The sequence below is a fragment of the Sphingomonas sp. Leaf208 genome (assembly GCF_001421415.1).
GTDB lineage: Bacteria > Pseudomonadota > Alphaproteobacteria > Sphingomonadales > Sphingomonadaceae > Sphingomonas.
This window is the reverse complement of the sequence record NZ_LMKH01000036.1, coordinates 305,656-332,470: the sequence shown is the minus strand read 5'-3', so window position 1 is coordinate 332,470 and position 26,815 is coordinate 305,656. Positions and strand designations below refer to the sequence as shown.

The window sequence follows — 26,815 nt, the reverse complement described above, 5'->3', positions numbered from 1 at the left end:
CCCTAGGGGCGGGTGGGCGCACTAGACAAGTGCGCGCACGACGAGTTGACGATCTTCCCCGCAAACTTCGGCATAAGACTGAGGTCCGACGGGGAGCGGGTTACTGGTCGCCCCTATTGATCGCGCCGTCCGAGCAGGCGCAGGCGTAGTGCGTTCAGCTTGATGAAGCCGGCCGCGTCGCGCTGGTCGTAGGCGCCCTGGTCGTCCTCGAACGTCACGACCTTCTCCGAATACAGCGAGTTCGGCGACTTGCGGCCGACCACGTACACGCCGCCCTTGTAGAGCTTCAGGCGAACGGTGCCCGAGACCTTCTCCTGGCTGTGGTCGATCGCCGCCTGCAGCATCTCGCGCTCCGGCGAGAACCAGAAGCCGTTGTAGATCAGCTCGGCATAGCGCGGCGCCAGCTCGTCCTTCAGGTGCGCGGCGCCGCGATCGAGCGTCAGCTGCTCGATGCCGCGATGCGCGAGGTGATAGATTGTGCCGCCGGGAGTCTCGTACATGCCGCGGCTCTTCATCCCGACGAAGCGGTTCTCGACGAGGTCGAGACGGCCGATGCCGTGGCGGCGGCCATAGTCGTTGAGCGTCGACAGCAGGGTGGCCGGGCTCATGCCCTCGCCGTTGATCGCGACGCCGTCGCCGTGCTCGAAATCGATCGTGATGTATTCAGGGGTATCGGGCGCGTCCTCGGGGTTCACCGTGCGCGAGTAGACATAGTCGGGAACCTCGTCCCACGGGTTCTCGAGCACGAGGCCTTCGCTCGACGTGTGCAGCATGTTCGCATCGGTCGAGAACGGCGCCTGGCCGCGCTTGTCCTTGCTGACGGGGATCTGGTGCTGCTCGGCGAACTCGATCAGGCGCGTGCGGCTGGTGAGGTCCCACTCACGCCACGGCGCGATGACCTTGATGTCGGGCGACAGCGCGTAATAGCCGAGCTCGAAGCGAACCTGGTCGTTGCCCTTGCCGGTCGCGCCGTGGCTGACCGCGTCGGCACCGACCATCTTGGCGATCTCGATCTGGCGCTTGGCGATCAGCGGTCGCGCGATCGACGTGCCGAGCAGGTACAGCCCCTCGTACAGGGCGTTCGACCGCATCATCGGGAACACGTAGTCGCGCACGAACTCCTCGCGCAGGTCGTCGACGAAGATGTGCTCGGGCTTGACGCCCATCATCTCGGCCTTGGCGCGCGCCGGCTCGAGTTCCTCGCCCTGGCCGAGATCGGCGGTGAAGGTCACGACTTCGCAGTTATACGTCTGCTGGAGCCATTTCAGGATCACGCTCGTGTCCAGGCCACCGGAATAGGCGAGCACGACCCGATTGATGCCGGCCTCGCCGGCGGGACGATTGATCTGATCGGTCACGGGCAGAATCCTTCGGGCAATATCCAATGCCCGCGCCCCTATGCGCTGGGGGCCCCTCATGCAACCTGTGCATGCAACCGCGCCATGCAACTCCGGCGTTAATGGCGCGTACAACCGATCCCCGCTATTCGCGCCGCAAATCCTCTGGAGTTAACCCACCGTGCTACGCCAAAGCCTCACTCTTCTCGTCCTCGCCGGCCTTGCGACTCCGGCGCTCGCGCAGGAAACCCGCGCGTCTGCCTCGGCCAAGTTCAAGGCCGAGTTCGCCGCGTCGGATACCAACAAGGACGGCGTCCTCACGCGCGCCGAGGTCCAGGCACGGATCGGCAACATGAAGGTCGGGCCGGGCCGTCCGGATCCGGTCCATGCCAAGCGTCTCGCCGATCTGTGGTTCACCAGTGCGGACAAGAACAAGGACGGCAAGGTCACGCAGGCCGAGGCGCAGGCACTGCTCGCGGCGACCTTCGCGAAATACGACGCGAACAAGGACGGCAAGATCGGCGGCGACGAGCGCGCCGCGGCGAAGGCCGACGTACAGGGGCCGCGCTAAAGCGCAACCGATCCCCCTCCTTGGAAGGGAGGGGTTAGGGGTGGGTCGGCCTGTTTTGCAGGCGCCGCTCATCCCAAGCAGCCGACCCACCCCCAGCCCCTCCCTTCCAGGGAGGGGAGCAGGTCAGGCTCTTCCCTTTCAGGAAAGGGAGTAGTTCAGCCTTCGCGCAACGCCCGCTCACCCTCGAGCATATAGTCCCGCGTCAGCGGCAGCGTCATCCGGCTCTTCGACAGCTGGATCTGGTAATTGACCATCCCCCCGGTCCGGAACGCCGCCGCGGCGCCCGCGAGGTAGAATGTCCACATCCGGTAGAACCGCTCGTCGTACAGCGCGACGATCGCGTCCTTCGCGGCCACCGTCCGGTCATACCAGAGGTCGATCGTCAGCGCGTAATGGACGCGCAGCACCTCGATATCGGTCGGGAACATCCGCAGCCCCTCATACCCCTTCACGATCTCCGACAGCGCCGGATTATACCCACCCGGGAAGATGTATTTCGTCGTAAACGTATCGGTGACGCCCGGACCACCCATCCGGCCGATCGTGTGGAGCAGCATGACGCCGTCCGCGGTCAGCAGGTCGCGGCACTTGCGGAAGAACGCCTTGTAGTGCGCGGGGCCGACATGCTCGAACATCCCGACCGAGACGATCCGGTCGAAACTTCCTGTCAGCGCGCGATAGTCTATCAGCTCGAACTTCACCTTATCGGCGACGCCCGCTTCCTCGGCCCGTCGCCGCGCGACCTTCAACTGTTCCTCGCTCAGCGTCACGCCCAGCACCTCGGCACCAGTCTTCGCATGCAGGTACAGCGCCATCCCACCCCAGCCGCAGCCGATGTCGAGCACGCGCGTGCCCGGCTGGATCGCAAGCTTTGCAGCAATGTGCGCCTTCTTGTCGTTCTGCGCCTGCTCCAGGCTGTTGCCAGCGTCAGTGAAGTACGCGCACGAATATTGCCGGTCCGCGTCGAGGAACAGGTCGTACAGACGATCGGATAGATCGTAATGATGCGCGACGTTCTTCTTCGAGCGGCGCGCCATGTTCACGCGGTCGACGCGGTGCACGACCTTGTCGAGCAGCTTGATCGGCAGCGACGGATTAAGCCCGCCGCCACGCTCCCACGGGCTGTTGCCCTTGAGCAGGTTGACCAGGTCCCGAATGTCGCCGCGTTCGATCACGAGGCGCCCATCCATGAACGCCTCCGCCGCGCCCAGCGCCGGGTGGCGGACGATCGCGCCGGCGACGCCGGGCTGGGTCAGCCGGATCGTGACCGGGTTATACGCAGCATCGGGCTTGCCGAAATGCTTGGTCGTGCCGTCCGCGTGGATGAGCGTGAGTTCGCCGGTTTTAACCTGCCGCGCCAGGAAACGATCGAATAGGGCCATGTCGCGTTAGCTAATGACTGGTACGGAATTGCGCTACCCCTCGGGGCGGCTCAGATCCCCGCGTACCAGTCATAATCGACGTTATCTTCCCAATAGCCGCCCTTGCCCTTGCCGATCCCGGCGAGACTGGCGACCGCGTCGATCGCCATGACGTATTTGGCGTGCTTGTACCCGAGTTGCCGCTCGACGCGCAGCCGAACGGGGGCGCCGTGCGCGACGTCGAGCACCTGATCGTTAAGCGCCCAGGCAAGAATCGTTTGCGGATGGAATGCGTCGACCAGATCGACCGACTCGTAATAGTTCGCGCCGCCGAACAAGTCGGCGCAGGTGAACACGATGTAGCGCGCGGACTTCTGCAAACCCGCAGCGGTCAGCAGCGCGCCGAGCTTCGGCCCCTGCCATTTGCCGATCGCGCTCCAGCCCTCGACGCAGTCGTGGCGCGTGATCTGCGCACGCGATGGCATCTGGCGGAGTTGCGGGAGCGAAACCGACAGCGGCCGATCGACCAAACCGCCGACCTTGAGCCGGTAATCGGCGAAATTGTTGGCGACCATCGAAGTATACTCCGCGGTCCCCGGATTGCTCGTCCCATTGGAGCGGAAGATCGGCGACATCTGCGCGGGGCTGAACTCGGGCGCGAGCGCGTTGCGGTTGGTCAGCGCGCGTTGCAGCCCGCGGTTCATGTCCTCGCCCATGAACAGGATCTTCCGCGCCTCCGGGTTCGCGGCGATCTTGTCGCAGCCGGCCAGCAGCGCGCCTGCGCCGATGGTCGCGCTCATGACGAGCGAACGGCGGGTGATCAGCGAACTCATGCGACGTCCTCCGACGGGTGGGCGGGTACCTTCCAGCGCCCGGTGATCATCGATCGCACCTCGTTCCACGTCCCCGCGAGGATCACCAGCGCCAGATGCGCGATGATGAACAGCACCAGCCCGGTGGCAGCGATGAAGTGGATCGACCGCGCCGATTGGCGCCCGCCGAAGACTTCGAGCAGCCACGGCCACGCCGCATCCATCCCCGGCGACATCGTCAGCCCGGTCAGGATCATCACCGGGATCAGCACGAAGATCGTTACGACATACGAGAGCTTCTGGAGGATGTTGTACGCACCCGGCTTCTTGGGATCGTGAAAGCGGAACGCGAGATGCTCCTTCACGTCATGCACCACTTCGCGCGGCGAAAGCTCGGCGGCACGCACGCGGAGATCGCGCTGGAAATGCTTGTTGATCAGGCTGACGATCATGAACCCGAGCAGCGCGAAGGCGAGCACCAGCGCGAACAGCAGATGCCAGCGTCGCGACAGCGCCAGATTATAGCCCGCCGGGATCGTCAGCAGGTTGAGCAGCGACACCAGCCAGCTCGGCCATTGGTCGAGCGTTGTCCAGGCGGTATCGAAATTCGCGCCATACCGTCCCCAATACAGCCGCGGATGCGCCTTGAGGATGCCGATGCCGCTGCCGATCATGATGAACATCGTCACCACCGTCACCCAGTGCCAGACGCGCGTCGCCATCCGGTGGCGCTTGATGACAATCGGGGCAGTGGGATCGTTCATGCTCGACCTTCGCTATAGGCAGTCAGACCGTGACATAGCAGGAATACATGTATGACCGAATGGCATTCTTACGAGCCCATAAACGGCCATCGCCTGCCACACGATCCCCTCAACGCGATCGTCGCGCCGCGGCCGATCGGCTGGGTCAGCACGGTGTCCGCAGACGGCGTGCCGAACCTCGCGCCGTACAGTTTCTTCAACCTGTTCAACTACACTCCGCCGATCATCGGCTTCTCGTCGATGGGCTGGAAGGACAGCGTCGCCAATATCGAGGCGACCGGCGAGTTCGTCTGGAACCTCGTCACGCGCGATCTGGGCGACGCGATGAACGCGACCTCGGCGAGCGTGCCGGCGGACGTCGACGAGTTCGCGCTGGCGGGGCTCGAAATGGCGGCCTCGACGATAGTCAAGCCCGCGCGCGTCGCCGCGTCGCGCGCGCAGTTCGAGTGCAAGCTCACGCAGCTGATCCGGCTCGAGACCAAGGAAGGCCGCGAACTCGACCAGTGGCTGGTGCTCGGCGAGGCGGTCGCGATCCACATCGACTCGGCGATGCTGGAGGACGGTGTCTACCAGACCGCCCGCGCGAACCCGATCCTGCGCGGCGGCGGCCCCGCGGATTACTTTGCGATCACGGAGGATTCCTTGTTCAAGATGCGCCGCCCGGGCTGATAGAGGCGTATGTTGCGGCGCAGCATTCTGTGGCCGCCCTGACCTTACGAAAGCGATACCCCATGAAACCTGTCGATACGCGCATGGCGCTGCTTGCGCTCGCCGTCGGCGGGTTCGCGATCGGGACCACAGAGTTCGCGGCGATGAGCCTGTTGCCGCAGTTCGCGCGGGGACTTGGTATCGACGAGCCGACCGCGGGGCACGTCATCAGCGCGTATGCGCTAGGCGTCGTCGTCGGTGCGCCGACGATCGCGGTGCTGTCGGCGAAGATCGAGCGGCGGGTGTTGCTGATCGGGTTGATGACGTTTCTGGGGATCGCCAACGGCCTGTCCGCGCTCGCGCCGACCTATCACCTGATGCTGCTCGCCCGGTTCCTGAGTGGCCTGCCGCATGGCGCGTATTTCGGGGTCGGATCGCTGGTCGCGGCATCGATGGTGCCGCGCGAGAACCGGTCGCGCGCGGTGTCGCGGATGATGCTCGGGCTGACGATCGCGACCATAGCTGGCGTGCCGCTGGCGAATGGCATCGGGCAGTGGTTCGGCTGGCGCTGGGGTTTCGGGATCGTCGCGATCATCGCGGCCGCGACGGTGGCGATGCTGTTTCGGTTCGCGCCGGTCCTGCGCCCCGCCAAGGATGCAAGCCCGCTGGGCGAACTCGCGGCACTGCGTAACGGGCAGGTTTGGCTGACGCTGGCGATCGGCGCGGTCGGGTTCGGCGGGATTTTCTGCGTCTACACCTATCTCGCCTCGACCTTGACCGAGGTCACGGGGGTGTCGTCCGCGTTCACGCCGGTGGCCTTCGCGTTGTTCGGCGTCGGCATGACGATCGGGACATTGGTCTGTGCCAAGGCAGCGGACGTCGCGCTGATGCCGGCGGCGGGAATCACCTTGCTGTTCGGGGCAGGGGCGCTCGCGCTCTACGCGCCGGCGACGCCGCATCTGTGGGCGATGCTGCCCGTGGTGGTGTTGATCGGGTGCGGGGGCGGTCTGTCGACGATCCTCCAGACGCGGCTGATGGATGTCGCAGAGGAGGCGCAGACCCTGGCCGCAGCGCTCAATCATTCCGCGTTCAATACGGCCAATGCGCTTGGGCCTTGGCTTGGCGGGCTGGCGATTGCGGGTGGGTATGGGTTGCCGTCGACCGGCTGGGTCGGGACCGCGCTGGCGCTTGGCGGGTTTGCGATCTGGGCGGTGTCGTGGGGGCTGGATCGCCGGCGGGTTTCAGTGATGACCTGCTAACTACTGTTCTCCCGCGAAGGCGGGAGTCCAGGGTTACAGGCGGTGGCGCTGGTGGCTCCTGGCCCCCCGCCTTCGCGGGGAACTGCTCTATTGAGGACGGACCGATCCTACCAAGCTGCCACCACCCCGGCGAAGGCCGGGGCCCAGTTGGGGGACGGTGCTAACTAAGGGCAGCGCATCGTTACAACGACCTTGCCAACTGGGCCCCGGCCTTCGCCGGGGTGGTGCAGATGGGTGTGGGTCGCGTTCGTACCGGAACGGGCGGTGTTAATCGTTCGTGAGGGGGCCGCTCGATAAGTTCGTCAGCCCCGACCAATCACCGCGCGATGTCGCGCTTGGCGAGCTGCTTGTTCAGACCCAGCGCGATCAACGTGAACACCGCGCCCGAGAACAGGTACGCGCCGCTCGCCGCCAGCCCCAGCTTGCTCGTCAGCAACAGTGCCGCCAGCGGCGCGAACCCGGCACCGAACAGCCACGCCAGATCGGTCGTCAGCGCCGAGCCCGTATAACGATGCTGCGGCGACAGGCTCGAGGCGATCGCGCCCGAGGACTGGCCGAACGACAGGCCGAACAGCAGGAAGCCGACGCCCATGAACAGGCGCTCGCCGACGTCGCCGCCATCGAGCAGTTTCGGTGCGGCGATCGCGAACAGCGCGATCAGCACCGCGATCGTGCCCAGCATCGTACGACGCCCGAACCGGTCCGCAAGCAGCCCCGACACCAGCATCGCGCCGATGCCGATCACCGCGCCGATAACCTCGACCACCAGGAAGCGCGCCGGTGCCTCACGCGTGAACAGCACGACCCACGACAGCGGGAACACCGTGACCATGTGGAACAGCGCGAAGCTGGCGAGCGGCACGAACGAGCCGAGCCAGATCGCCTTCCACTGCGACTGTACGGTCTCGACGACCGGGGCGGGCTCGAGCTCGCGCTTGGCGTACATCTCTTCGAACTCTGGCGTCACCACCAGGCGAAGACGCGCGAACAGCGCGACGACGTTGATCGCGAACGCCACGAAGAACGGATAGCGCCAGCCCCAGGAGAAGAAATCCTCGGTCGGCAGCGCGGCGACGAAGAACGCGAACAGGCCGCTGGCGACCAGCAGGCCGATCGGCGCACCCAGCTGCGGCAGCATCGCGTACCAGCCACGATGCTTTTCCGGCGAGTTCAGCGACAGCAGCGAGGCGAGACCATCCCAGGCGCCACCGAGCGCGATGCCCTGGCCGATGCGGAGCAGGGCGAGGATCGCGACCGACCAGTTGCCGACCGAATCATAGCTCGGGATAAACCCCATCGCGACGGTCGAGGTGCCGAGCAGGAAGATCGAGATCGTCAGCTTGACGCTGCGGCCATAGGCGCGGTCGACCGCGATGAAGATGACCGTGCCGATCGGCCGGGCGAAGAATGCCAGCGCGAACACCGCGAACGAATAGAGCGTGCCCTGCAACCGGTCGACATACGGGAAGACCAAGGTCGGGAACACGAGCACCGAGGCGATCGCGTACACGAAGAAGTCGAAGAATTCCGAGGTGCGGCCGATCACCACGCCGATCGCGATCACGCCGGGCGTGACGTGCTCGCCGTCGCTGTGGATACTGCGAGCATCGGCTTCGAAGCTCGTCTCGGGGACTGTATTTGCACTCATTCTTCAACTCGCTCTTCAGGGCGCGAACCCGATGATACGCTGTTCCGGCGGATGCGGGCAGATATATTCCGCGCCAATCTCCCGCGCCCAATGCGGGCAAGGGTGATCTATGCTACTCCGGGCGACGATAAAGTCATGCCGATGTTGCAGTGCAGCGCCCATTGGACAAATTGTCCACTGTAGCGCAGCGCAACCGAGGCGTAGGGGGACCGAATGACCGTCGTGACACAGCTTTCCCGCACCAAAATCTCGGCTCGAAAATGGTTGGTGGCCATGCCCTTGGCACTGCTCACCAGCGGTTGCGACTGGGTAGTGATGTCGCCATCCGGCGATATCGCAGTGCAGCAGCGCGACCTCGTGCTGATCTCGACCGGGCTGATGCTGCTGATCATCGTGCCGGTGATCTGCCTCACGCTGTTCTTCGCGTTCCGGTATCGCCAGTCGAACAAGGCGGCCAAGTACGAACCCAACTGGGATCACTCGGTTGGGCTCGAGCTGTTGATCTGGGGCATCCCGCTGCTGATCATCATCGCGCTTGGTGCACTGACCTGGACCAGCACGCATCTGCTCGATCCGTATCGCCCGCTCGGCCGGATCAAGCCGGACACGCCGACGCTCGCGAACAACGTGCCGGTCGGTAATCTGGTCGACAAGCAGCAGGCGGGCAACGGTCCGAACGGCGCCGGCAAGCCGCTGGAAGTTCAGGTGGTCGCGCTCGATTGGAAGTGGCTCTTCATCTATCCGGAATACGGCATCGCCACGGTCAACGAGTTGGCTGCGCCGGTCGATCGCCCGATCCGCTTCCAGATGACCTCGTCGTCGGTGATGAACGCGTTCTACATCCCCGCGCTCGCCGGCATGATCTACACGATGCCCGGCATGCAGACGACGCTGAACGCGGTGATCAACAAGCCCGGCAACTATGAGGGCTTCTCGTCCAACTATAGCGGCGCGGGCTTCTCGGGGATGCGCTTCCGCTTCCACGGCGTCAGCGACGCGGGCTTCGATGCCTGGATCAACCAGGTCAAGCAGCGCGGGGGCGGTCTGAACCGTGCGAGCTATCTCCAGCTGGAGAAGCCAAGCGAGAAGGTCCCGGTCCGCTATTACAATGCGGTCGAGCCGAACATGTTCAAGCTGGTCGTCGAGCAGTGCGTCCAGCCCGGCAAGGTCTGCATGTCGCAGATGATGCACGGCGGCAAAGGCGGGGGAGACTCGCACGCCGGCATGGCGATGCCCGGAGTCAACGGCGGCAAGGGCCCGCAGGACACCGGTCATCCCGAAGGCGCCCTGATGAAGGACGCGAACGAAAAGGGAAGCGGCAACCACTGGACCGCGCCGGCCGACATCAAGAAGGATGGTGCAAACAGCGCCCCCGGCTCGCAGTCCAACCGCAATCACACGATGCTGACCCCCTCCACCATGCCGGGCACGCGCCCCGTCGCGAACGGCTAGAGAAACCATCATGAACGACACCCTGTTGAAGACTATCTTCGGCCGCCTGACCCTGGAGTCGCTGCCGCTGCACGAACCGATCGTCGTCGCCACCTTCGCGATGGTGGCGATCGGTGGGCTCGGGCTCGTCGCCGCGCTGACCTATTTCAAGGTCTGGGGCTATCTGTGGAACCAGTGGTTCACCAGCGTCGATCACAAGAAGATCGGCATCATGTACATCATCCTGGCGATCGTCATGCTGCTGCGCGGGTTCTCCGACGCGATCATGATGCGCGCGCAGCAGGCGATGGCGTTCAACGGCTCCGAAGGGTACCTGACCGCGCACCACTACGACCAGGTGTTCACCGCGCACGGCGTGATCATGATCTTCTTCGTGGCGATGCCGCTGGTCACGGGCCTGATGAACTATGTCGTCCCGCTCCAGATCGGTGCGCGCGACGTGTCGTTCCCGTTCCTCAACAATTTCAGCTTCTGGATGACCGCGGCCGGTGCCGTGATCGTCATGATGTCGCTGTTCATTGGTGAGTTCGCACGGACCGGCTGGCTTGCCATGCCGCCCCTCTCAGGGTTGGCGTATTCGCCAGACGTTGGTGTCGATTACTATATCTGGGCGTTGCAGATCGCGGGCATCGGGACACTGTTGTCCGGCGTCAATCTGGTCGCGACCATCGTCAAGATGCGTGCGCCCGGCATGACCATGATGAAGATGCCGATCTTCGTCTGGACGTCACTGTGCACCAACATCCTGATCGTCGCCGCCTTCCCGGTGCTGACCGCGGTTCTCGCGATGCTGTCGCTCGATCGCTACATCGGCACCGCGTTCTTCACGAACGACTCGGGCGGCAATCCGATGATGTACGTCAACCTGATCTGGATCTGGGGTCATCCCGAGGTCTACATCCTGGTCCTGCCGGCGTTCGGCATCTTCTCGGAAGTCACCTCGACCTTCTCGGGCAAGCGCCTCTTCGGCTACAGCTCGATGGTCTATGCGACGCTCGTCATCACGATCCTCGCCTATCTCGTCTGGCTGCATCACTTCTTCACGATGGGGTCGGGCGCGAGCGTGAACTCGTTCTTCGGCATCACCACGATGATCATCTCGATCCCGACCGGGGCCAAGATCTTCAACTGGCTGTTCACGATGTACAAGGGTCGGATCCGGTTCGAACTGCCGATGATGTGGACGATCGCCTTCATGGTGACCTTCACGATCGGCGGCATGACCGGCGTGCTGCTTGCGGTGCCGCCCGCCGACTTCGTGCTGCACAACTCGCTGTTCCTGGTCGCGCATTTCCATAACGTGATCATCGGCGGCACGCTGTTCGGCATGTTCGCCGGCATCAACTACTGGTTCCCGAAGGCGTTCGGCTTCAAGCTGGACAAGAAGTGGGGCACGGTATCGTTCTGGTGCTGGGTGGTCGGCTTCTACTTCGCGTTCATGCCGCTCTACGTGCTCGGCCTGATGGGCGTGACTCGCCGGATGCGCTATTTCGACGATCCGAACCTGCAGATCTGGTTCGTCATCGCCGCCTTCGGTGCAGCCCTGATCGCAGCCGGCATCGGTGCCTTCCTGCTCCAGATCTTCGTCAGCATCCGCAACCGCGAGGCGCTGGCCGATCACAGCGGCGACCCGTGGAACGGTCGCACACTGGAGTGGGCGACCTCGTCGCCGCCGCCGGAGTACAACTTCGCGTTCACGCCGATCGTCCACGACCTGGACGCCTGGTACGACATGAAGGATCGCAAGCACGAGCGGCCCGTGACCGGCTTCAAGTCGATTCACATGCCGAGCGGCACCGGCACGGGCGTCGTGCTCGCCGGCCTCAGCGTGGCGTTCGGGTTCGCGATGATCTGGTACGTCTGGTGGCTCGCAGGGCTGGCACTCGCCGGCATCTTCGGCACCACCATCTTCCACACCTTCAACTACAAGCGCGACTTCCACATCCCGGTCGAGGACGTGATCGCCACCGAGAACGCGCGCACCCGCCAGCTCGCGACCCAGGGAGCCTGACGCGATGTCCGCAATACCCATGAAGAATGGTCTGAACGAGACCGAGAAGGTCTCGTTCTACGACATCGAGGAGCACGAGCATCCCGACGGCGCCAGCACGATGCTGGGCTTCTGGATGTACCTGATGAGTGATTGCCTCATTTTCGCGGTGCTGTTCGCGGCTTATGCCGTGCTCGGCAACAGCTATGCCGGCGGCCCCAGCCCGAAGGAGATCTTCGAGCTGCCGCTGGTGGCCGTGAACACCGCGATGTTGCTGTTCTCGTCGATCACCTACGGCTTCGCGATGCTGTCGATGGAGGAAGGTCGCCAGCGCGTCATGCAGATGTGGCTGGTCTTCACCGGCCTGTTCGGCCTCGCGTTCCTGTCGATCGAAATGTACGAGTTCGCCAACCTCATCCATGAGGGGGCTGGCCCGACCCGCAGCGCGTTCCTGTCGTCGTTCTTCACGCTCGTCGGCACGCACGGCCTCCACGTCACGATGGGCCTGATCTGGCTCGTCACGCTGATGGTTCAGGTCCAGAAGCACGGCCTGATCGCCGCGAACAAGCGCCGCCTGATGTGCCTCAGCATGTTCTGGCATTTCCTCGACGTCATCTGGATCGGCGTCTTCACCTTCGTCTATCTGATGGGCACCCTGCGATGAGCGACCCCCAAGCACCGGCGAACAATCCGCACGCCGATCACGACCATGACAATGGCGCCGCACACGGCACGCGTGGCAGCTACCTTAAGGGGTTCTTCCTTTCGGTCATCCTGACCGCGATCCCGTTCTGGGCGGTCATGACCGGCGCGTTCAAGGATCCCTCGACCGCCGCGCTCGTCGTAATGGTCTTCGCGGTCGCGCAGATCGTCGTCCATATGATCTACTTCCTGCACATGAGCGGCAAGTCGGAGGGCGGCTGGACGATGATGGCGCTGATCTTCACGATCATCCTCGTCGTCATCACGCTCAGCGGATCGATCTGGGTGATGTACCACATGAACACGAACATGATGCCGATGCAGGCCGCGGCAGACATGTGATGAGGACGCGACCGGGCCCTGCCGTCTATGTCGCAGGCCTGGTCGCGCTGCTGCTGTTCGCCGGGTTCATGGCGCTCGGCATCTGGCAGGTCGAGCGCCGCACCTGGAAGCTCAACCTGATCGAACAGGTTGCGGCGCGCTCGCACGCCGCGCCGGTCGCCCCGTCCGGACCCGCCTCCTGGGGCGCGATCACAGCCGCCACCGACGCCTATCGCCGTATCCGGCTCGACGGCACCCTCGATAATTCGCGTGAAACGCTGGTCCGTGCAGCCACCGCACTCGGCAGCGGCTACTGGGTCGTCACGCCCCTGCGGACCGCCCAAGGCTTCACCGTCCTCGTCAACCGCGGCTATGTCTCGCCCGAGCAACGCGTCGCGCATACCAAGCCGACCGGCCCGGTCACGATCACCGGCTATCTCCGCATCACCGAGCCCGGCGGCGGCTTCCTGCGCCACAACGATCCCGCCACCGGCAAATGGTATTCGCGCGACGTTGCCGCGATCGCCAGCGCGCGCGGCCTGTCGAACGTAGCGCCCTATTTCGTCGATGCGGACAAGTCCGGCACTGCCGCCCCGGTCGGCGGCCTGACGATCATCGCCTTCCCCAACAACCACCTCGTCTACATGCTGACGTGGTTCGCGCTCGCCGCGATGACGATCGGTGCGTTCGTCGTGTTCGTCCGCCAGGATGCGCGCAAGCGGCAAGAGGCGGCATGACCTCGGAGGCGGCACGCCAAGGCTGGCAACGCTGGCTCGCGCTCGCCACCGCGCGCACCGACGCGACCGGCAACGCCAACATGCGCCAGCTGGTTACGCTGCGCTGGATCGCGGTCGCCGGGCAGTTCGTTACTATTTTGTTCGCGCGCTTCGGCCTGGGCTTCGACCTCCCGCTGGTTCCGATGATGGCCGCGCTCGCCGCCGCCGTGGGTCTTAACCTTGCCAGTATGCCGCTCTACGGCTGGCGAAAGGGTGCGAACATCCAGCTGCTGCTGGCGTTGCTGTTCGACGTCGGCCTGCTTACCACGCAGTTCTACCTCGCTGGCGGCGCGACCAATCCGTTCATCTCGCTCTACCTGCTTCACGTCGTTCTTGGCGCCGTGTTGCTCGATCGCTGGTCGAGCTGGGCGATCGTCGTCGTCACCGCCGCCTGTTTCGGCGTGCTCACGCTCTATTACCGCCCGCTGATCCTGCCCCCCGACTACAGCGGCGAGTATTTCCTGCTCTACACGATCGGCTCGCTGCTCTGCTTCATGCTGATCGCGACGCTGCTGATGCTGTTCATGACCCGCATCACCGGAAACCTGCGCGCCCGCGACACGCGCCTCGCCGACCTTCGCCAGCAGGCCGCAGAGGAGGATCACATCGTCCGCATGGGGCTCCTGGCATCCGGCGCAGCGCACGAACTCGGCACGCCGCTTGCATCGATCGCCGTGATCCTCGCCGACTGGCGCCGCATGCCGACGCTCGCGCAGGACGCCGACTTACAAGCCGAGATCGTCGAGATGCAATCCGAGGTCCAGCGCTGCAAGGCGATCGTCACCGGCATTTTGCTCTCGGCCGGCGAAGCACGCGGCGAAGCGCCCGAGATCATGCCGCTCCACCAGCTCCTCGACGGAATCGTCGACGAATGGCGCGCGGTGCACCCATCAGTCGATTTCGACTACACCACCCGAGTGGGCGACGATCCGCAGGTCGTCTCCGACCCCGCATTGAAACAGGTGATCGCCAACGTGCTCGATAACGCCGCCGAAGCCTCGCCGCACTGGGTCGCGTTCCGCGGCGAACGCACCGAGGGCGACCTCGCGCTGATCGTCCGAGACCGCGGCCCCGGCTTCAGCGACGAACGCCTCGCGAGCTTCGGAAAACCCTATCAGTCGAGCAAGCGCGAACCCGGCCATGGCCTCGGCCTGTTCCTCGCGGTCAACGTCATGCGCAAGCTCGGCGGCGGCGTGTCCGTCGTGAACTGCGAAGGCGGCGGCGCCGAAGTCACGATCACCATGCCGCTCTCTGCGATCGCGCTTTCGTGACGCGGACGGATCGACAGTCGGTTAGCGTTGAAGATCGCGGCGCGTATTCCGTCATGCCGGGCTCGTTCCGGCATCCACGGCACCGCAACATCGAGAGATCTTGGTTTGCGGAACGGTGGACCCCGGAACCAGTCCGGGGTGACGGAATGGTTTGGGACAATCCTGTTCCACATCCAGGCGTCGGATCGGTGCTACCCAAGTGACCGAACCGAAACTCCTGGCGATCGTCGAGGACGACGAAACCTTCGCCCGCACGCTCCGTCGCTCGTTCGAACGCCGCGGCTACGAAGTGATGCAGGCCGCCAGTCACGAGGAGCTCGTCGAGCAACTCGCCGAGCGCACGCCCCGTTACGCGGTCGTCGACCTGAAGCTGGGCGGGGCGTCCGGCCTCGTCTGCGTCCAGACGCTCCATGCGCACGACCCCGAGATCCTCGTCGTCGTCCTCACCGGTTTCGCGAGCATCGCCACCGCGGTCGAGGCGATCAAGCTCGGCGCGTCGCACTACCTCGTCAAACCCTCGAACACCGACGACATCGAAGCCGCGTTCGACCGCACCGAGGGTAGCGTCGACACCGAACTCTCCGAGCGCCCGACCTCGATCAAGACGCTCGAATGGGAGCGCATCCACACCACGCTCGCCGAAACCGACTTCAATATTTCGGAGACCGCGCGCCGCCTCGGCATGCATCGCCGCACGCTCGCGCGAAAGCTCGAGAAACGCCCGGTGAAATAGCCGCAACGCTTCGCCGAAGGCGCGCGTTGTCGTTCGATGCCAGCGCCCAAACCTTCACGACTCTGGCAGCCGAAGCGACTGCTCGCGACCCCGTCCGCGCTGACCTGGGAGCACGGTGCCCAGATTGCCGTGCGTGCAACTGCGCTGGGCGTCCCGGTCACCACGTTGCCGAGCGACCGCCTCAAGCTCGACTTCCCCGAAGACTCGCGCCGTGCCTATGCCGAAGCCAAGGCAATGCTCGCGCTGGTCGTCGCGCCGCCGTCGAAGCGCAAGCTCCAGCCGATCGCCCCCAGCGCGGACTGGCGGATCGACCTCGCCGAGGGCTGCCCCGCGCATTGCGGCTATTGCTACCTCGCCGGCTCCCTCAAGGGGCCCCCGATCACGCGCGTCTACGCCAACCTGCCCGAGATCCTCGCCGAACTCCCCGCGCACCTCGGCCAGGGCACCGTCACCTCGCGCTCGACCGCCCGAGCGCATGAAGGCACGACGTTCGAGGCCTCCTGCTACACCGACCCGCTCGGCATCGAGCACGTCACCGGATCGCTCTCCGCGCTGATCGCGCATTTCGGCGCCTGGGAAGCCGACGTGCAGTTGCGCTTCACAACCAAGTTCGACGCGGTCGAGCCATTGCTGGGTCTGAACCACGGTGGCCGCACCCGCATGCGCGCCTCGATCAACCCCGCCGCCTATGCACGCTTCGAGGGCGGCACCAGCCCGGTCGCAGCCCGGCTGGTCGCCCTGCGAAGAATGGCGGACGCGGGCTACAAGATCGGCCTGACGGTCGCGCCGATCATCGCCGCTGAGGGCTGGCGCGAGGCGTATGGCGACTTGCTGGCGGAGGCGGGCAGGGTGCTCGCCGACGTGCCCGACGTGACGATCGAATTGATCACCCACCGCTACACGCCGGGATCGAAGGCCGTGCTCGAAACCTGGTACCCCGGTTCGTCGCTCGACCTCAGCATGGCCAACCGCACCGAGAAACGCACCAAGTTCGGCTCGGTCAAATATGTCTACGACGCCGACACGATGCGCGCGCTCCGCAGCTTCTTCCAGGATGAGATCGCCGCCAGGCTCCCGCAGGCCCGTATTCTCTACTGGACCTGACCACCGCGCCAACCGGCAACGCAGCGTTGCCATTCGCGGCCTTCCGGTCGCCGCCACCGCCGCCTACCTCGAGACCATGACACACACCCGCCAGCCAACCCTCTTCATCCCGCACGGCGGCGGGCCCTGTTTCTTCATGGATGACCCCGCCGGGAACTGGACCGGCATGGCCGCGTACCTCCGGTCGATCGCCGCCTCGCTGCCCGAAAAGCCCAAGGCGATCCTTGTCGTCTCCGGCCACTGGGAAACGCGCGGCTTCGCGTTCACCGGCGCCGTAACGCCGCCGCTGATCTACGATTACGGCGGCTTCCCCGCGCATACCTACGAGTTGCGCTACGACGCGCCCGGCGATCCTGTCTTGGCCACTCGCGCCGCCGACCTGCTCCGCGCCGCCGGCCTGACCGCAAATGTCGACCCGACCCGCGGCCTCGATCACGGCGTCTTCATCCCGATGAAGGTCGCGTTCCCCGACGCCGACATCCCGGTCGTCGAGATGTCGGTCGACCGCGATCTCGACCCGGCACTCCACGCCGCCGCCGGCCGCGCACTCGCCCCGCTGCGCGACGACGGCGTCCTGATCGTCGGCTCGGGCATGAGCTTCCACAACATGCGCGGCTACGGCGACCCCCGCTTCACCGCACCGTCCGAAGCCTTCGACCAGTGGCTGACCGCCGCAGTCGAGTCCGAACCGACCGCCCGAGCGGCAGCGCTAGCCGGCTGGGCCGAAGCGCCCGCCGGCCGCCTCTCGCATCCCCGCGAAGAGCATCTGCTCCCACTCATGGTCGCTGCCGGCGCTTCCGACCAAGCCGGCGCGCAGGTTTACACCGAGCGTGTGCTGCAAACCGCAATCTCCGGCTACCGCTTCAATTAAAGGAAACTCCATGGCCCTTCCCGTCCTACTCGCGATCTCAGGCAGCCTGCGCCGCGGCTCGTATAATACCGCGATCCTGACCACGCTTGGCGAAGCTATCGCCGACAAGGCAGCGCTGACGGTCTTCGCGCTGAACGACGTGCCCCTCTACGATCAGGACGCCGACACCGACACGCCCACCGCCGCCGTCGCAGCACTGCGCGCGGCAATCGGCGCGGCCGACGGGATCGTCATCGCGTCCCCAGAATATAATCACGGCATCTCCGGCGTCCTGAAGAACGCGCTCGACTGGGCCTCGCGCCCGCACGGCAAGGCGACGCTCACGGGCAAGCCCGTCTTCACGCTCACCTCCTCACCCGGCGCGGTCGGTGGCGCGCGTGCGCACGCGCAACTGAACGAGACGCTGGCCTCGATCGGCGCGCGCACCGTCCTGCGCCCACAAGCCGTCGTCGGCGCGGTGCACGAGAAGATCGCCGACGGTCGCCTGACCGACCAGCGCACGCTCGACTTCCTCGTCGGAGGCATCGACGACCTGCTCGCCGACATCGCGCAGCCCACCATCGCCGACCGCGAGGCTTCCTGACATGCGCCACGTCCTCAACCAGTATCCCGCCCAGCGCGACGACATCGCCGATCTCGTCACCCGCCGCCCGCTACCCGGTCCCGGCCTGTCGCAGGTCGATCCGTTCCTGTTCCTCAACCATCACGGGCCCCAGACCTACCGCCCCGGTAATAGCGGCCTCCCCGTTCGGCCCGCATCCACACCGCGGCTTCGAGACGGTCAGCTTCATCCTGAAGGGCGAGATGGCGCATCTCGACAGCGGCGGCCACGAAAGCGTCATCCGCGCAGGCGGCGTCCAGTGGATGACCGCAGGCTCGGGCCTGATCCACGCGGAAATCTCGCCCGCGTCGTTCAAGCGCGACGGCGGTCCGCTGGAGATCCTGCAACTCTGGATCAACCTCCCCGGCCGGCTCAAGATGACCAAGCCCGCCTATACCGGCCTCCAGCGCGAGGACATTCCCGCGATCCCGGTCGACGGCGGCACCGTGAACCTGATCTCGGGCACGTTCACCGGACGACAGGGCCCGATCGCATCGCTGACCGACGTCGCGATGATGACCGTCGAACTGGAAGCCGGCGCCAAGGTCGACCTGCCAGCCCCAACCGGCCGCGCGGTCTTCTTCTATGTCGTCGCCGGCGCTCCCACGGCCAACGGCACGCCGATCAATCCGCACCACCTCGCCACATTCGGCAACGAGGGCGACACCATCACTGTTGAGACTGAAGCCCCCGCCACGATCCTTTACGGCCACGCCGACCCGATCGGCGAACCCGTCGTCTCCCACGGTCCCTTCGTCATGAACACCCGCGAAGAGATCGTTCGCGCGATCGAAGACTATAACGCCGGTCTGTTCGGCAAGCCGCCCGTCATTCGCTAGGGCGCTTTACGCACCGGGGGCAGCGCGGCACAGATGTCGGCGCCCCCGGCAGGCACCGTGAAGAACGGCCCCGCCCGGTTCTCGCGCGAGGCGATCCACGCCACGAACCGCGCATTGTCCGCCGCGCGATATTCGAAATGCGGTCGTTCAGCGGCGGGCAGTTCGCTCACGAGGCGAGCGGACACGATCGGGCTACGCTCCCCCTCGGTCTTGTAGAACCCCAGATCGCCCGTCCCGCGCGGCAACGACGACAGCCACCCGACCCCGTCGATCACGCGCCCTACCACCGCGATGTTCCGGTCCAGCGCACGCGGCGAATGCCCGATCACGGTATACAGCTCAGCGCCGCTCCCCGTGCTCGGCGCCAGATCGCGCGCGACGCCGACCATCCCGTAGCAATGCGGCACCCACTCGGTCGCGCCATTGCCCGCAAGCGGCCACCCGTCGCGGCTATACCCCGCCCATTCCGCATAAGGATCGCGCTGCGAAAGCCGCGCCACCGTCGTCGACCCGGTATGCAGATATTCCGCCGGCGGGTTGGCGACGACGCCCGCGACCAACGGCTTCTTCTCGGTCGCGTCACCCCATTGCGCCACGTAATTGTCTTGAACGCGGTACACGCTCGTCCCCGCATCCCACCAATGCGCAAGCGCCAACTTGCGTATGTTCGCCACGTGAATGGGCGAATACCGAGGCGCGAGCCGCACGGTGAACCGGTGCCCATTGGCCAGCGTGAACACCATTAGTTCGTCGTCCGGCACAGCGACCCAGTCCGCCGCAACCGGATCGGACGAGAGCGTCGCGGCTACCGGAACGGCCTGCGCAAGCATGGCGGCGAGAAGGATATTCAACATCCCCGTAGACTGCCCCAGCCGATCACCGCACGCAATTGCTTGCGCGCGGGCGAAACCCGCACTAGCAGACCCGCTTCCAGAGCAATGCGGAGCGGTGGCCGAGTGGTCGAAGGCGCTCGCCTGGAAAGTGAGTATACGTCAAAAGCGTATCGTGGGTTCGAATCCCACCCGCTCCGCCACTGGTTTCCCTACCGAGTCATTCGCGGATATGCGTTGCGAGAAACGACCTCGCAAAGGGCCGGCTCCCTGACCGCAGTGCTGCTGGACTGGCGACGCGTCTTCGTCGCGCTTATCGGTCAACGGATTTAGCGATCGACCAAAAAATTAGCGTCGGCGAGGCTTGGTGCCGGTATTACGAAAGCGATCGTGGCGGGGGCACGAAGGCGCACGTCGACCGCGCAAAGTAGGCTTCATCGACGTCCTTCGGCGGCAGTGGATACGGTTCGACCAACCAGCGACGCGAGCCGATGCCCGGATAGCCAAGCGGCTTCGATCCGGGGGCCGAGGAGCCAGTCGCCGCATGCGCCCAGTTGGATGTCCGCGTTCCAGAACGCACCGCGGTCCAGCGCGTTGGTCTTTGCATACCGCCAGCGATGCGCGCTGGTTGCGATGATAGCAGGCGACACGACGCCGATGTGGTCGGCGAAGGCTGCGAGCAATGCCTGTTCAACCATTTCCGGCGTATCTTCGAGATGCGCGCGCGACCAGTCGGCGCTGGCCTGAAGCACCCACGCCTCCGGTCCGGTCCGCCCCGGCTTGGCCGAGTTGCGGACGGCGGATCCGATGGCCCCCAAGTCCGTCACCCGGTCGCATGCGAGCGACACCGGACCATCGAACGCCGCCATGACGGTCCAGCAGGGATCGGACACCGCGGAGCGGGCCGCATCGGCGAGCGCACCGTCGTGAGCCGCGATCAGGGGCGCGACCTGTTCGGCAGGTACCGCGACGATCGCCGCATCGAACCGTTCGTCGCCGATCCGCCATTCGCCGTCATGCGAGACGCTGTCGATCACCGTGCTCCATCGAACATCCAGGTCGCCCGCCATCGCGCGGACCGGCGCATTCATCGCCGGCGTCCCGACCCAGGCATCGGGCCCCGCAGGCGACCAGCGCGCGACGTGGCCCGCCTGCGCCCAACGATCGACCTGCGCGACGAAGGCGGGATCGCGCGCCGTTAGATATTGCGCGCCGTGATCGAACGCGGCCTCGTCCAGCGGCGTGTCGATCCGGCGCGTCGACATCCTGCCGCCGGGCCCGCGACCCTTGTCGAACAGGACGGGGTGATGACCCTGGTCGCGTAGGGCTTGCGCACAAGACAGGCCCGCCATTCCCGCGCCGATGATCCCAATCCGCATGATACCCCCGTGCCGGCGCGCAACATCCCAACGTGCAGCGGACCAGACATTCTCAAACGCGAAGATTGTCGATTGGAGCCGGACGGGCGTAGATTTCGTCCCATGTTACCGGCTCCAGTATGAAACTTCAGCTTCGGACGTCTCCGCCACCGAAGACGACCTGGTTGCGCACGGCAGGTTGGAACAGGCCGTAGAGAAACGGCAGGTTGCCGCCGCTCACCGCATCGAGCGCCGCCCGGTGTTCCGGAGGCAGGCGAAGGCCGAGTGCGGCGACATTGTCGGTCACCTGTTCGGGCCGGCTCACGCCCATCAACGTCGATGCGACCCCCGGCTGCCCGACCACCCAGGACAGCGCGACGCGTGCCGGCGTTTCGCCGATCTCGCCTGCGATGCGCTTGAGTATTTCGAGGATCTGCCAGTTGCGTTCGGTGAACAGCGTGTCGCCGAACGGATTATCGCCGTCGAGCCGCTTGTCGTCCGCGGGCCGCGCGGTGTCGTCCGGCCCGGCCTGGTTGGGGACGCCGCCCGACCGCTTCGGTCCCGCCTCGACGGTGGCACGGTCGTACTTGCCGGTCAGCAAGCCATAGGCGAGGGGGCTCCAGGGAACGAGGCCCATGCCCGCCGACTGCGCAAGCGGCAGGTGCTCGGCCTCGACCCCACGTTCGACCAGCGAGTAGAAATATTGCAGGCCGATCGGCGCCGGATGACCCTGGACGCGGGCCAGGGCGGCGAGTTCGGCGACATACCACGCTGGCGTATTGGATATGCCCCAATAGCGGATCTTGCCCGCTGCGACGAGCGCGGTCATCGTCCGCAGCAATTCTTCGGCGGGGGTGACACCGTCCCAGACATGCACCCAGTACAGGTCGATGAAATCCGTCTTGAGCCGTCGGAGCGAACCCTCGACCGAGGCCATAATGTGGCGTGCGCCATTGCCGCCCGCATGATAGCCGCGGCCGGTCGCGAACCCGGATTTGGTCGCGATGACGATCCGGTCGCGCGACGATTGCGCGGCGACGAACGCGCCGACCATCTCTTCCGATCGGCCCCCCGCATAGACGTCGGCGGTATCCACGAAATTGCCGCCGAGATTGGTGTAGCGATCGAACACCGCGCGGCTGCCGCGCTCGTCCAACCCCCAGCGCGGCGTGCCGAAGGTCATCGTGCCCAGCGCCAGCGGGCTGACGAGCAGGCCGGAGCGGCCGAGCGGACGATAGGTGTCGAGGTTCATGATAGCATCCTGCACTGTGTCGCCTCCAGATGGACGCCGGACCGCCCGAGGATTAGATCGTCTCAGGCGCATGGGTTGCTGAAGGATGTTCACGAATGGATCGCGATCTCTGGTCCGGTCTCGCGGTGTTCGAGACGATCGTCGAGGCTGGCAGTTTCGCACGGGCGGCGACGCGCCTGGGGTTGTCCGCCTCCGCGCTCAGCCACGCGATGCGATCGCTGGAAACGAAACTGGGCGTCCGGCTGCTCGACCGTACCACCCGGTCGCTGGCGCCGACGCCTGCGGGCGAGGAACTGCTGGCGCGGTTGAGACCGGCGATCGCTTCGGTCGCGGGCGCGCTGGCCGATCTCGGCAATGCCCGCGAACGGCCGGCGGGGCGGATCCGGGTCAGCGCGCACCGGGTCGCGGCGATCTACGCCATCCTGCCGCGGCTGGCCGACTTTGCGCGCGCCTATCCCGACATCGCCGTCGAACTGGTGGTCGACGACGGGTTCGTCGACATTGTCGCGGACCGCTTCGATTGCGGAGTCCGCCACGCGCAGAGCTTGCAAGCCGACATGATATCGGTCCGGATCAGCGCGCCGGTGCCGCTCGTCTTCGTTGCAGCACCGTCCTATATCGCCGGGCGTGCCGCACCGGTCGATCCCGACGATCTCTCGGCGCATCGTTGCCTGTGTTACAGGTACACGTCGTCGGGTATTGTCCACCGTTGGGAATTCGAACGGGATGGCCGGACGTTGGAGCGATCGGTCCGCGGCGACTTCACGACCAACGACATCGACGTGATGCGCGACGCCGCGGTGTCGGGGCTGGGCATAACCTGCCTGCCGCTGCCGCACGCCGCGCTACAGCTGGCCGACGGCACGCTAGTCGAGGTGCTCACCGGCTGGGCACCCACGCTGGCACCGAACCATCTCTATTATCCCAGCCGACGCCAACCCACCGCCGCCTTCCGGGCCTTCGTGACGGCAATGCGCGCCTGATCGCGCGCACGCTGAGGCCGGCTCCCGAAGCGACGGAACGTCTTATGCTCGTTTATCAGCGTGCTTCGATCAGGCTGTCGAGCAGGATCGGTGCGAAGTCGTGGCCATCGACGCCGACGTCGAACTGGCGCGGCATCGGTTTCAGCCGACCATGGCTGTGCCCGTGCAGGTTCAGCGCGCCGCGGTGCTGCCCGTTCCAGCTTCGGAACGGATAATGACACAGGACGAGCTGTCGGCCATCCAGCTCGATTTCCGCATAGTCGCCGACGCTCGCCCATCCGTGCGCCGCCAGCGTCGCATCCGGATCGTTATTGCCGCGCAGCAGGTGCTTGCTCCCGTTCAGTCGGGCGAGCAGTTCGGCGACATCCGTCGGGCGACGTGCCACGTCGCCCAGGTGCCACACCACGTCATCGGGGCCGACGACGGCGTTCCAGCGCTCGACCATCGCCGCGTCCATTTCGGCCGTGTTGGCGAACGGCCGTCGGGAGATGTTAATGGTGCGATGGTCGCCGAAATGCGTGTCGGCCGTGAAGAATACGCTCATGAGCGCCGCGACGTCCGTTCGTCTGTCATCACGTAAGAACGAGCACCAGCGTCAAAGGTTCGGTGCGAAAGCGGGGTGACGCCGGACCCGGGCGTCTTACCCGAACGTCTTACAATGCGTCGAACATGAACTATCTCGCGGCAACGCATGACGACCGACCGACCCTTGATCCTGGCAATAGGTGACAGCCTGATTGCCGGTTACGGCCTGCAGGCTGTCGATAGTTTTCCCGCACGATTGCAGGCATCGCTGCAGACGGCACGTCCCGGCGCCCGCGTGGTGAACACCGGGGTGTCGGGCGATACCACTGCCGACGTCCTGCGGCGCCTGCCCCGCCTGTTGTCCGCGCTCGACCAGCGGCCCGTACTCGCGATCGTTCAGGTGGGACCGAACGATGTCCTGCGGCAGATCCCGGTGGCGCGTACGCGGGCGAACCTCGAGCAGATCCTGCTGAGCCTGGGTAGCTGTGGCATTCCCGTGTTGCTGACCACCGTCGATCCCCCGGCGTTCATCCGTGACCGCGCTGCGGCGTATCTGGGTATCCACGCGGCGTTGGCTGCCGAGCATGGCGCGACCGTCTGGCCATTCTTTCCCCCCGGCGTGTTGGGACATTCCGAGATGGTACTGGCGGATCGGGTGCATCCCAACGCGGCGGCGATCGCAGCGGTGGTCGCGGCGATCCTGCCGACCGTAAAGCGGATGCTTTGATGCCCGTGTTCGAGCGCAACCACGGGCGTTCCCGGATTTTAGCTATGAGGCCGAGTGAGTCATGGTGACGGAGCCCAAGTGGTTGAAAGCCGCGGGCGCGAAGCTGGGCACGAAGGAAGCTGCCGGATCGGCCAACAGCGCGACGATCCTGGGTTGGGCGAAGCGGCTGGGGACGAAGATCCTCGGGATGGTCTATAATGCCGACAGCGTCCCGTGGTGTGGGGTATTCGTCGCCTATTGTCTTCAGGAGGACGGTATCGAGCCGGTCGCCATCGCGGTGCGCGCCACGTCATGGTCGACATGGGGATCGGCGCTGCGGCCGGAGCGGTTGGCTCCCGGCGCCGTGCTGGTGTTCGAGCGTCCGGGGGGTGGGCATGTCGGGTTCTATGTCGGCGAAGACCCAACCGCGTATCACGTCCTCGGCGGCAACCAGGGCGATACCGTCAGCGTAGCCCGGATCGCCAAGGACCGTTGCATCGCGCGACGCTGGCCATCTGGCCGTCCCGTCATCGGCAAGCCGGTCCAGTTGGCGGCGAGGAAGCCGATCTCCACCGACGAGGCCTGACGCGTCGGGCAACGGCCTGACGCGCAGCCACCCGGTCGTAACGCGACCCATGACGACCGCGCCGGCAGATCAAATCTGCACCAGCGCGCGCCGTCGCGTCAGCCTACCGGACGCCGAACCCCGCCGTGCTGTTCGCGCCATCGTCGGTTCGCTCGCGCCCAGCGAGGACGTTCTCGAGTTCGGCAAGTGAATGCGGCACGTCGATGTGCTGCGCGCCCAGGAACAGGCGTGATCCATCGCCCTCGGGTACCGCGTGGGTCAGCTTGTCGATATCTACCAGCGCCTTGCCCTGCGGCAGGATCTCGATCTGAACAAATCGCATGTCATTTCCCATCTTGCGTCTGACGGCTCGATTGCCACGCAGGCGATAACGCACGGCTGAACTACGCAATTTTTGTCGCCGCGTCCTCCGACATCTATTCGGTGCGTTGCAGCAGGTCGGCTAGGTCCTGCTTCCAGAACCGGGCCGCAGTGTGAGTGCCGTGGCCGCGCGTGTCGGTGCTCTCCGGAATCATGCGGAATCGCGCGTTCTTCATGCGGGCGACGGCGCGTTGCGGGTAATCGAGATTGCGCGGGTTGATGAAATCGTCGGCCGAGTTGATCCAGGTCGTCGGCGCGGTGATCGCCTCCAGCCGCGACCAGGGCGAATAGGTCCACGAGGCATCGAGTTGATACACGAGGTCATTGGCATCCGTCCCGTCGATCGAGGCTGCGACCCGCTGCTCGGCAAATGCCTCGGCGACATCGCGCCCGAGATATTGTTGCTGGAAGAAGAGCGGCGCACCACCGGCGACGAACAGCAGGCTGGCGGCCGTGCGCAGGCCCTGCACCGGTGGCGTCCGGTACTCGCCGCCGGCCCAGGCCGGATCGGCCTTGATTCCGTCGATCGCGAGCTTGCGCCACATGCGGTTCAGCCCCGCGATCTCGACAGGTTCGCAGGCGAGCGGCATGAGCGCGCGGGCGAACTCGGGGTGCGTCTCGCCCCAGACCAGGCTGTGCATGCAGCCCATCGACGTTCCCATGATCAGCCGCATGTGGCGGATGCCCAGGCCATCGTGGAGCAGCCGGTACTGCGCCTCGACCATGTCGTCATAGTCGTAGTGCGGGAACCGCATGTGCAGCCCGTCGGACGGTTTCGAGGATTTGCCGTGCCCGATCCCGTCGGGAAGGATGATCCAGTAGCGCGTGATGTCCAGCGGCTGACCCGGGCCGTAGAGTTCGTCGGCGAACTGCGGGCTGAGGAACTGGCGGCCGGTTCCACCCGTACCGTGCAGGACCATCACCGCGTTGTCGATTTCACCCCGGGCATTCCGGTGCGGCTGCCCCAGCATCGTATAGTTGAGGCGCAGTTCCGGCAGGGTCTCGCCCGAGCGGAAGCGAAAGCGGCGGACCGTGAACTGCGCGTCGCGTGCCGGCCATTTCGACGTGGAGGGGGCGGTCTTGACCGCGGGCGTAAGCGGCGGCGTCTGGGGGACGGCTGCCTGGAGAAGCAGGAGCGAGAGCAGGAACGACATG

28 protein-coding genes and 1 tRNA gene are annotated in these 26,815 nt (G+C 65.6%); 18 read left to right on the top strand and 11 right to left on the bottom strand.

The window, feature by feature from the left end; translation table 11 throughout:
• Positions 1-113: 113 nt before the first annotated feature.
• On the bottom strand, positions 114-1,358 hold the full coding sequence (locus tag ASE69_RS19115; protein ID WP_235518988.1) for an argininosuccinate synthase: 1,245 nt from the start codon (positions 1,356-1,358) through the stop codon (positions 114-116).
• 160 nt (positions 1,359-1,518) lie between these two features.
• Here ASE69_RS19115 and ASE69_RS19110 point away from each other — a divergent pair, with 160 nt between their 5' ends.
• The gene (locus ASE69_RS19110) at positions 1,519-1,908 is read left to right on the top strand and encodes a hypothetical protein (RefSeq protein WP_056490051.1); all 390 of its coding nucleotides are present in this window, start codon (positions 1,519-1,521) and stop codon (positions 1,906-1,908) included.
• Between the two features lie 155 nt (positions 1,909-2,063).
• Here ASE69_RS19110 and ASE69_RS19105 read toward each other — a convergent pair whose 3' ends face one another.
• From ASE69_RS19105 to ASE69_RS19095, 3 genes are read right to left on the bottom strand one after another with little or no spacing between them, the layout of a single operon-like run.
• A complete protein-coding gene (locus ASE69_RS19105; RefSeq protein ID WP_056490046.1) occupies positions 2,064-3,290 on the bottom strand; it encodes an SAM-dependent methyltransferase in 1,227 nt (408 codons plus the stop codon).
• A gap of 50 nt (positions 3,291-3,340) precedes the next feature.
• The gene (locus tag ASE69_RS19100; protein ID WP_056490043.1) at positions 3,341-4,102 is read right to left on the bottom strand and encodes a molybdopterin-dependent oxidoreductase; all 762 of its coding nucleotides are present in this window, start codon (positions 4,100-4,102) and stop codon (positions 3,341-3,343) included.
• Positions 4,099-4,845, bottom strand: a complete 747-nt coding sequence (locus tag ASE69_RS19095; protein ID WP_056490040.1) for a cytochrome b/b6 domain-containing protein — start codon at positions 4,843-4,845, stop codon at positions 4,099-4,101. Before ASE69_RS19095 ends, ASE69_RS19100 begins: the two co-directional genes overlap by 4 nt.
• A gap of 51 nt (positions 4,846-4,896) precedes the next feature.
• On the opposite strand from ASE69_RS19095, the gene ASE69_RS22675 reads away from it, so the two are divergent.
• Positions 4,897-5,514: a flavin reductase family protein gene (locus ASE69_RS22675; RefSeq protein ID WP_056490036.1), complete on the top strand. Its 618-nt coding sequence runs from the start codon at positions 4,897-4,899 to the stop codon at positions 5,512-5,514.
• A gap of 62 nt (positions 5,515-5,576) precedes the next feature.
• Positions 5,577-6,752, top strand: coding sequence for an MFS transporter (locus ASE69_RS22670; RefSeq protein WP_056490034.1), 1,176 nt, complete (start codon positions 5,577-5,579; stop codon positions 6,750-6,752).
• Between the two features lie 316 nt (positions 6,753-7,068).
• Here the strand turns inward: ASE69_RS22670 and ASE69_RS19080 are convergent, their stop codons facing one another.
• A complete protein-coding gene (locus tag ASE69_RS19080) occupies positions 7,069-8,400 on the bottom strand; it encodes an MFS transporter (RefSeq protein WP_056490031.1) in 1,332 nt (443 codons plus the stop codon).
• 213 nt (positions 8,401-8,613) lie between these two features.
• Between ASE69_RS19080 and ASE69_RS19075 the strand changes: the two genes are divergently transcribed.
• From ASE69_RS19075 to ASE69_RS19025, 11 genes are all read left to right on the top strand, one after another.
• Positions 8,614-9,852, top strand: coding sequence for a ubiquinol oxidase subunit II (locus ASE69_RS19075; protein ID WP_056490028.1), 1,239 nt, complete (start codon positions 8,614-8,616; stop codon positions 9,850-9,852).
• A gap of 10 nt (positions 9,853-9,862) precedes the next feature.
• Positions 9,863-11,863, top strand: a complete 2,001-nt coding sequence (cyoB, locus tag ASE69_RS19070) for a cytochrome o ubiquinol oxidase subunit I (protein WP_056490025.1) — start codon at positions 9,863-9,865, stop codon at positions 11,861-11,863.
• 19 nt (positions 11,864-11,882) lie between these two features.
• Positions 11,883-12,506 carry a cytochrome o ubiquinol oxidase subunit III gene (gene cyoC, locus ASE69_RS19065; RefSeq protein ID WP_156362408.1) on the top strand — a complete coding sequence of 208 codons (624 nt, stop codon included), beginning with the start codon at positions 11,883-11,885 and terminating at the stop codon, positions 12,504-12,506.
• Positions 12,503-12,886, top strand: a complete 384-nt coding sequence (cyoD, locus tag ASE69_RS19060) for a cytochrome o ubiquinol oxidase subunit IV (protein ID WP_056063531.1) — start codon at positions 12,503-12,505, stop codon at positions 12,884-12,886. The genes cyoC and cyoD overlap by 4 nt, the downstream gene beginning before the upstream one ends.
• A complete protein-coding gene (locus ASE69_RS19055) occupies positions 12,886-13,602 on the top strand; it encodes an SURF1 family protein (protein WP_056490019.1) in 717 nt (238 codons plus the stop codon). The genes cyoD and ASE69_RS19055 overlap by 1 nt, the downstream gene beginning before the upstream one ends.
• The gene (locus ASE69_RS19050; RefSeq protein WP_056490016.1) at positions 13,599-14,912 is read left to right on the top strand and encodes an ATP-binding protein; all 1,314 of its coding nucleotides are present in this window, start codon (positions 13,599-13,601) and stop codon (positions 14,910-14,912) included. Before ASE69_RS19055 ends, ASE69_RS19050 begins: the two co-directional genes overlap by 4 nt.
• 199 nt (positions 14,913-15,111) lie before the next feature.
• On the top strand, positions 15,112-15,645 hold the full coding sequence (locus ASE69_RS19045; protein WP_056490014.1) for a response regulator transcription factor: 534 nt from the start codon (positions 15,112-15,114) through the stop codon (positions 15,643-15,645).
• 36 nt (positions 15,646-15,681) lie between these two features.
• Complete coding sequence (locus ASE69_RS19040) at positions 15,682-16,749, top strand: spore photoproduct lyase family protein (protein WP_056490010.1); 1,068 nt, start codon at positions 15,682-15,684, stop codon at positions 16,747-16,749.
• Positions 16,750-16,825: 76 nt separating this feature from the next.
• Positions 16,826-17,620, top strand: coding sequence for a DODA-type extradiol aromatic ring-opening family dioxygenase (locus ASE69_RS19035; protein ID WP_056490007.1), 795 nt, complete (start codon positions 16,826-16,828; stop codon positions 17,618-17,620).
• Between the two features lie 10 nt (positions 17,621-17,630).
• On the top strand, positions 17,631-18,203 hold the full coding sequence (locus tag ASE69_RS19030) for an NADPH-dependent FMN reductase (RefSeq protein ID WP_056490004.1): 573 nt from the start codon (positions 17,631-17,633) through the stop codon (positions 18,201-18,203).
• Positions 18,200-19,060 carry a pirin family protein gene (locus ASE69_RS19025; protein WP_321163590.1) on the top strand — a complete coding sequence of 287 codons (861 nt, stop codon included), beginning with the start codon at positions 18,200-18,202 and terminating at the stop codon, positions 19,058-19,060. The genes ASE69_RS19030 and ASE69_RS19025 overlap by 4 nt, the downstream gene beginning before the upstream one ends.
• Here the strand turns inward: ASE69_RS19025 and ASE69_RS19020 are convergent.
• On the bottom strand, positions 19,057-19,914 hold the full coding sequence (locus tag ASE69_RS19020; protein ID WP_056490001.1) for a peptidylprolyl isomerase: 858 nt from the start codon (positions 19,912-19,914) through the stop codon (positions 19,057-19,059). The two genes, ASE69_RS19025 and ASE69_RS19020, sit on opposite strands and share 4 nt — an antisense overlap.
• Positions 19,915-20,002: 88 nt before the next feature.
• Here ASE69_RS19020 and ASE69_RS19015 point away from each other — a divergent pair.
• Positions 20,003-20,093: transfer RNA gene (locus ASE69_RS19015), tRNA-Ser, on the top strand.
• A gap of 231 nt (positions 20,094-20,324) precedes the next feature.
• On the opposite strand, the gene ASE69_RS19010 is transcribed toward ASE69_RS19015, so the two are convergent.
• Both ASE69_RS19010 and ASE69_RS19005 read right to left on the bottom strand, forming a co-directional pair.
• Complete coding sequence (locus ASE69_RS19010) at positions 20,325-21,269, bottom strand: NAD(P)/FAD-dependent oxidoreductase (protein ID WP_056489999.1); 945 nt, start codon at positions 21,267-21,269, stop codon at positions 20,325-20,327.
• A gap of 127 nt (positions 21,270-21,396) precedes the next feature.
• The gene (locus ASE69_RS19005) at positions 21,397-22,500 is read right to left on the bottom strand and encodes an aldo/keto reductase (protein WP_056489997.1); all 1,104 of its coding nucleotides are present in this window, start codon (positions 22,498-22,500) and stop codon (positions 21,397-21,399) included.
• 95 nt (positions 22,501-22,595) lie between these two features.
• On the opposite strand from ASE69_RS19005, the gene ASE69_RS19000 reads away from it, so the two are divergent.
• Positions 22,596-23,483, top strand: a complete 888-nt coding sequence (locus ASE69_RS19000) for a LysR family transcriptional regulator (RefSeq protein WP_056489995.1) — start codon at positions 22,596-22,598, stop codon at positions 23,481-23,483.
• 55 nt (positions 23,484-23,538) lie between these two features.
• Here the strand turns inward: ASE69_RS19000 and ASE69_RS18995 are convergent, their stop codons facing one another.
• Positions 23,539-24,027, bottom strand: a complete 489-nt coding sequence (locus ASE69_RS18995) for a metallophosphoesterase family protein (RefSeq protein WP_056489992.1) — start codon at positions 24,025-24,027, stop codon at positions 23,539-23,541.
• 147 nt (positions 24,028-24,174) lie between these two features.
• On the opposite strand from ASE69_RS18995, the gene ASE69_RS18990 reads away from it, so the two are divergent.
• Positions 24,175-24,735, top strand: coding sequence for a GDSL-type esterase/lipase family protein (locus ASE69_RS18990; protein WP_056489991.1), 561 nt, complete (start codon positions 24,175-24,177; stop codon positions 24,733-24,735).
• A gap of 61 nt (positions 24,736-24,796) precedes the next feature.
• Positions 24,797-25,300, top strand: coding sequence for a TIGR02594 family protein (locus tag ASE69_RS18985; protein ID WP_056489987.1), 504 nt, complete (start codon positions 24,797-24,799; stop codon positions 25,298-25,300).
• Positions 25,301-25,403: 103 nt separating this feature from the next.
• On the opposite strand, the gene ASE69_RS18980 is transcribed toward ASE69_RS18985, so the two are convergent.
• On the bottom strand, positions 25,404-25,622 hold the full coding sequence (locus ASE69_RS18980; protein WP_120300599.1) for a hypothetical protein: 219 nt from the start codon (positions 25,620-25,622) through the stop codon (positions 25,404-25,406).
• 94 nt (positions 25,623-25,716) lie between these two features.
• Positions 25,717-26,814 carry an alpha/beta fold hydrolase gene (locus ASE69_RS18975; RefSeq protein ID WP_056489982.1) on the bottom strand — a complete coding sequence of 366 codons (1,098 nt, stop codon included), beginning with the start codon at positions 26,812-26,814 and terminating at the stop codon, positions 25,717-25,719.
• Position 26,815: the final 1 nt, after the last annotated feature.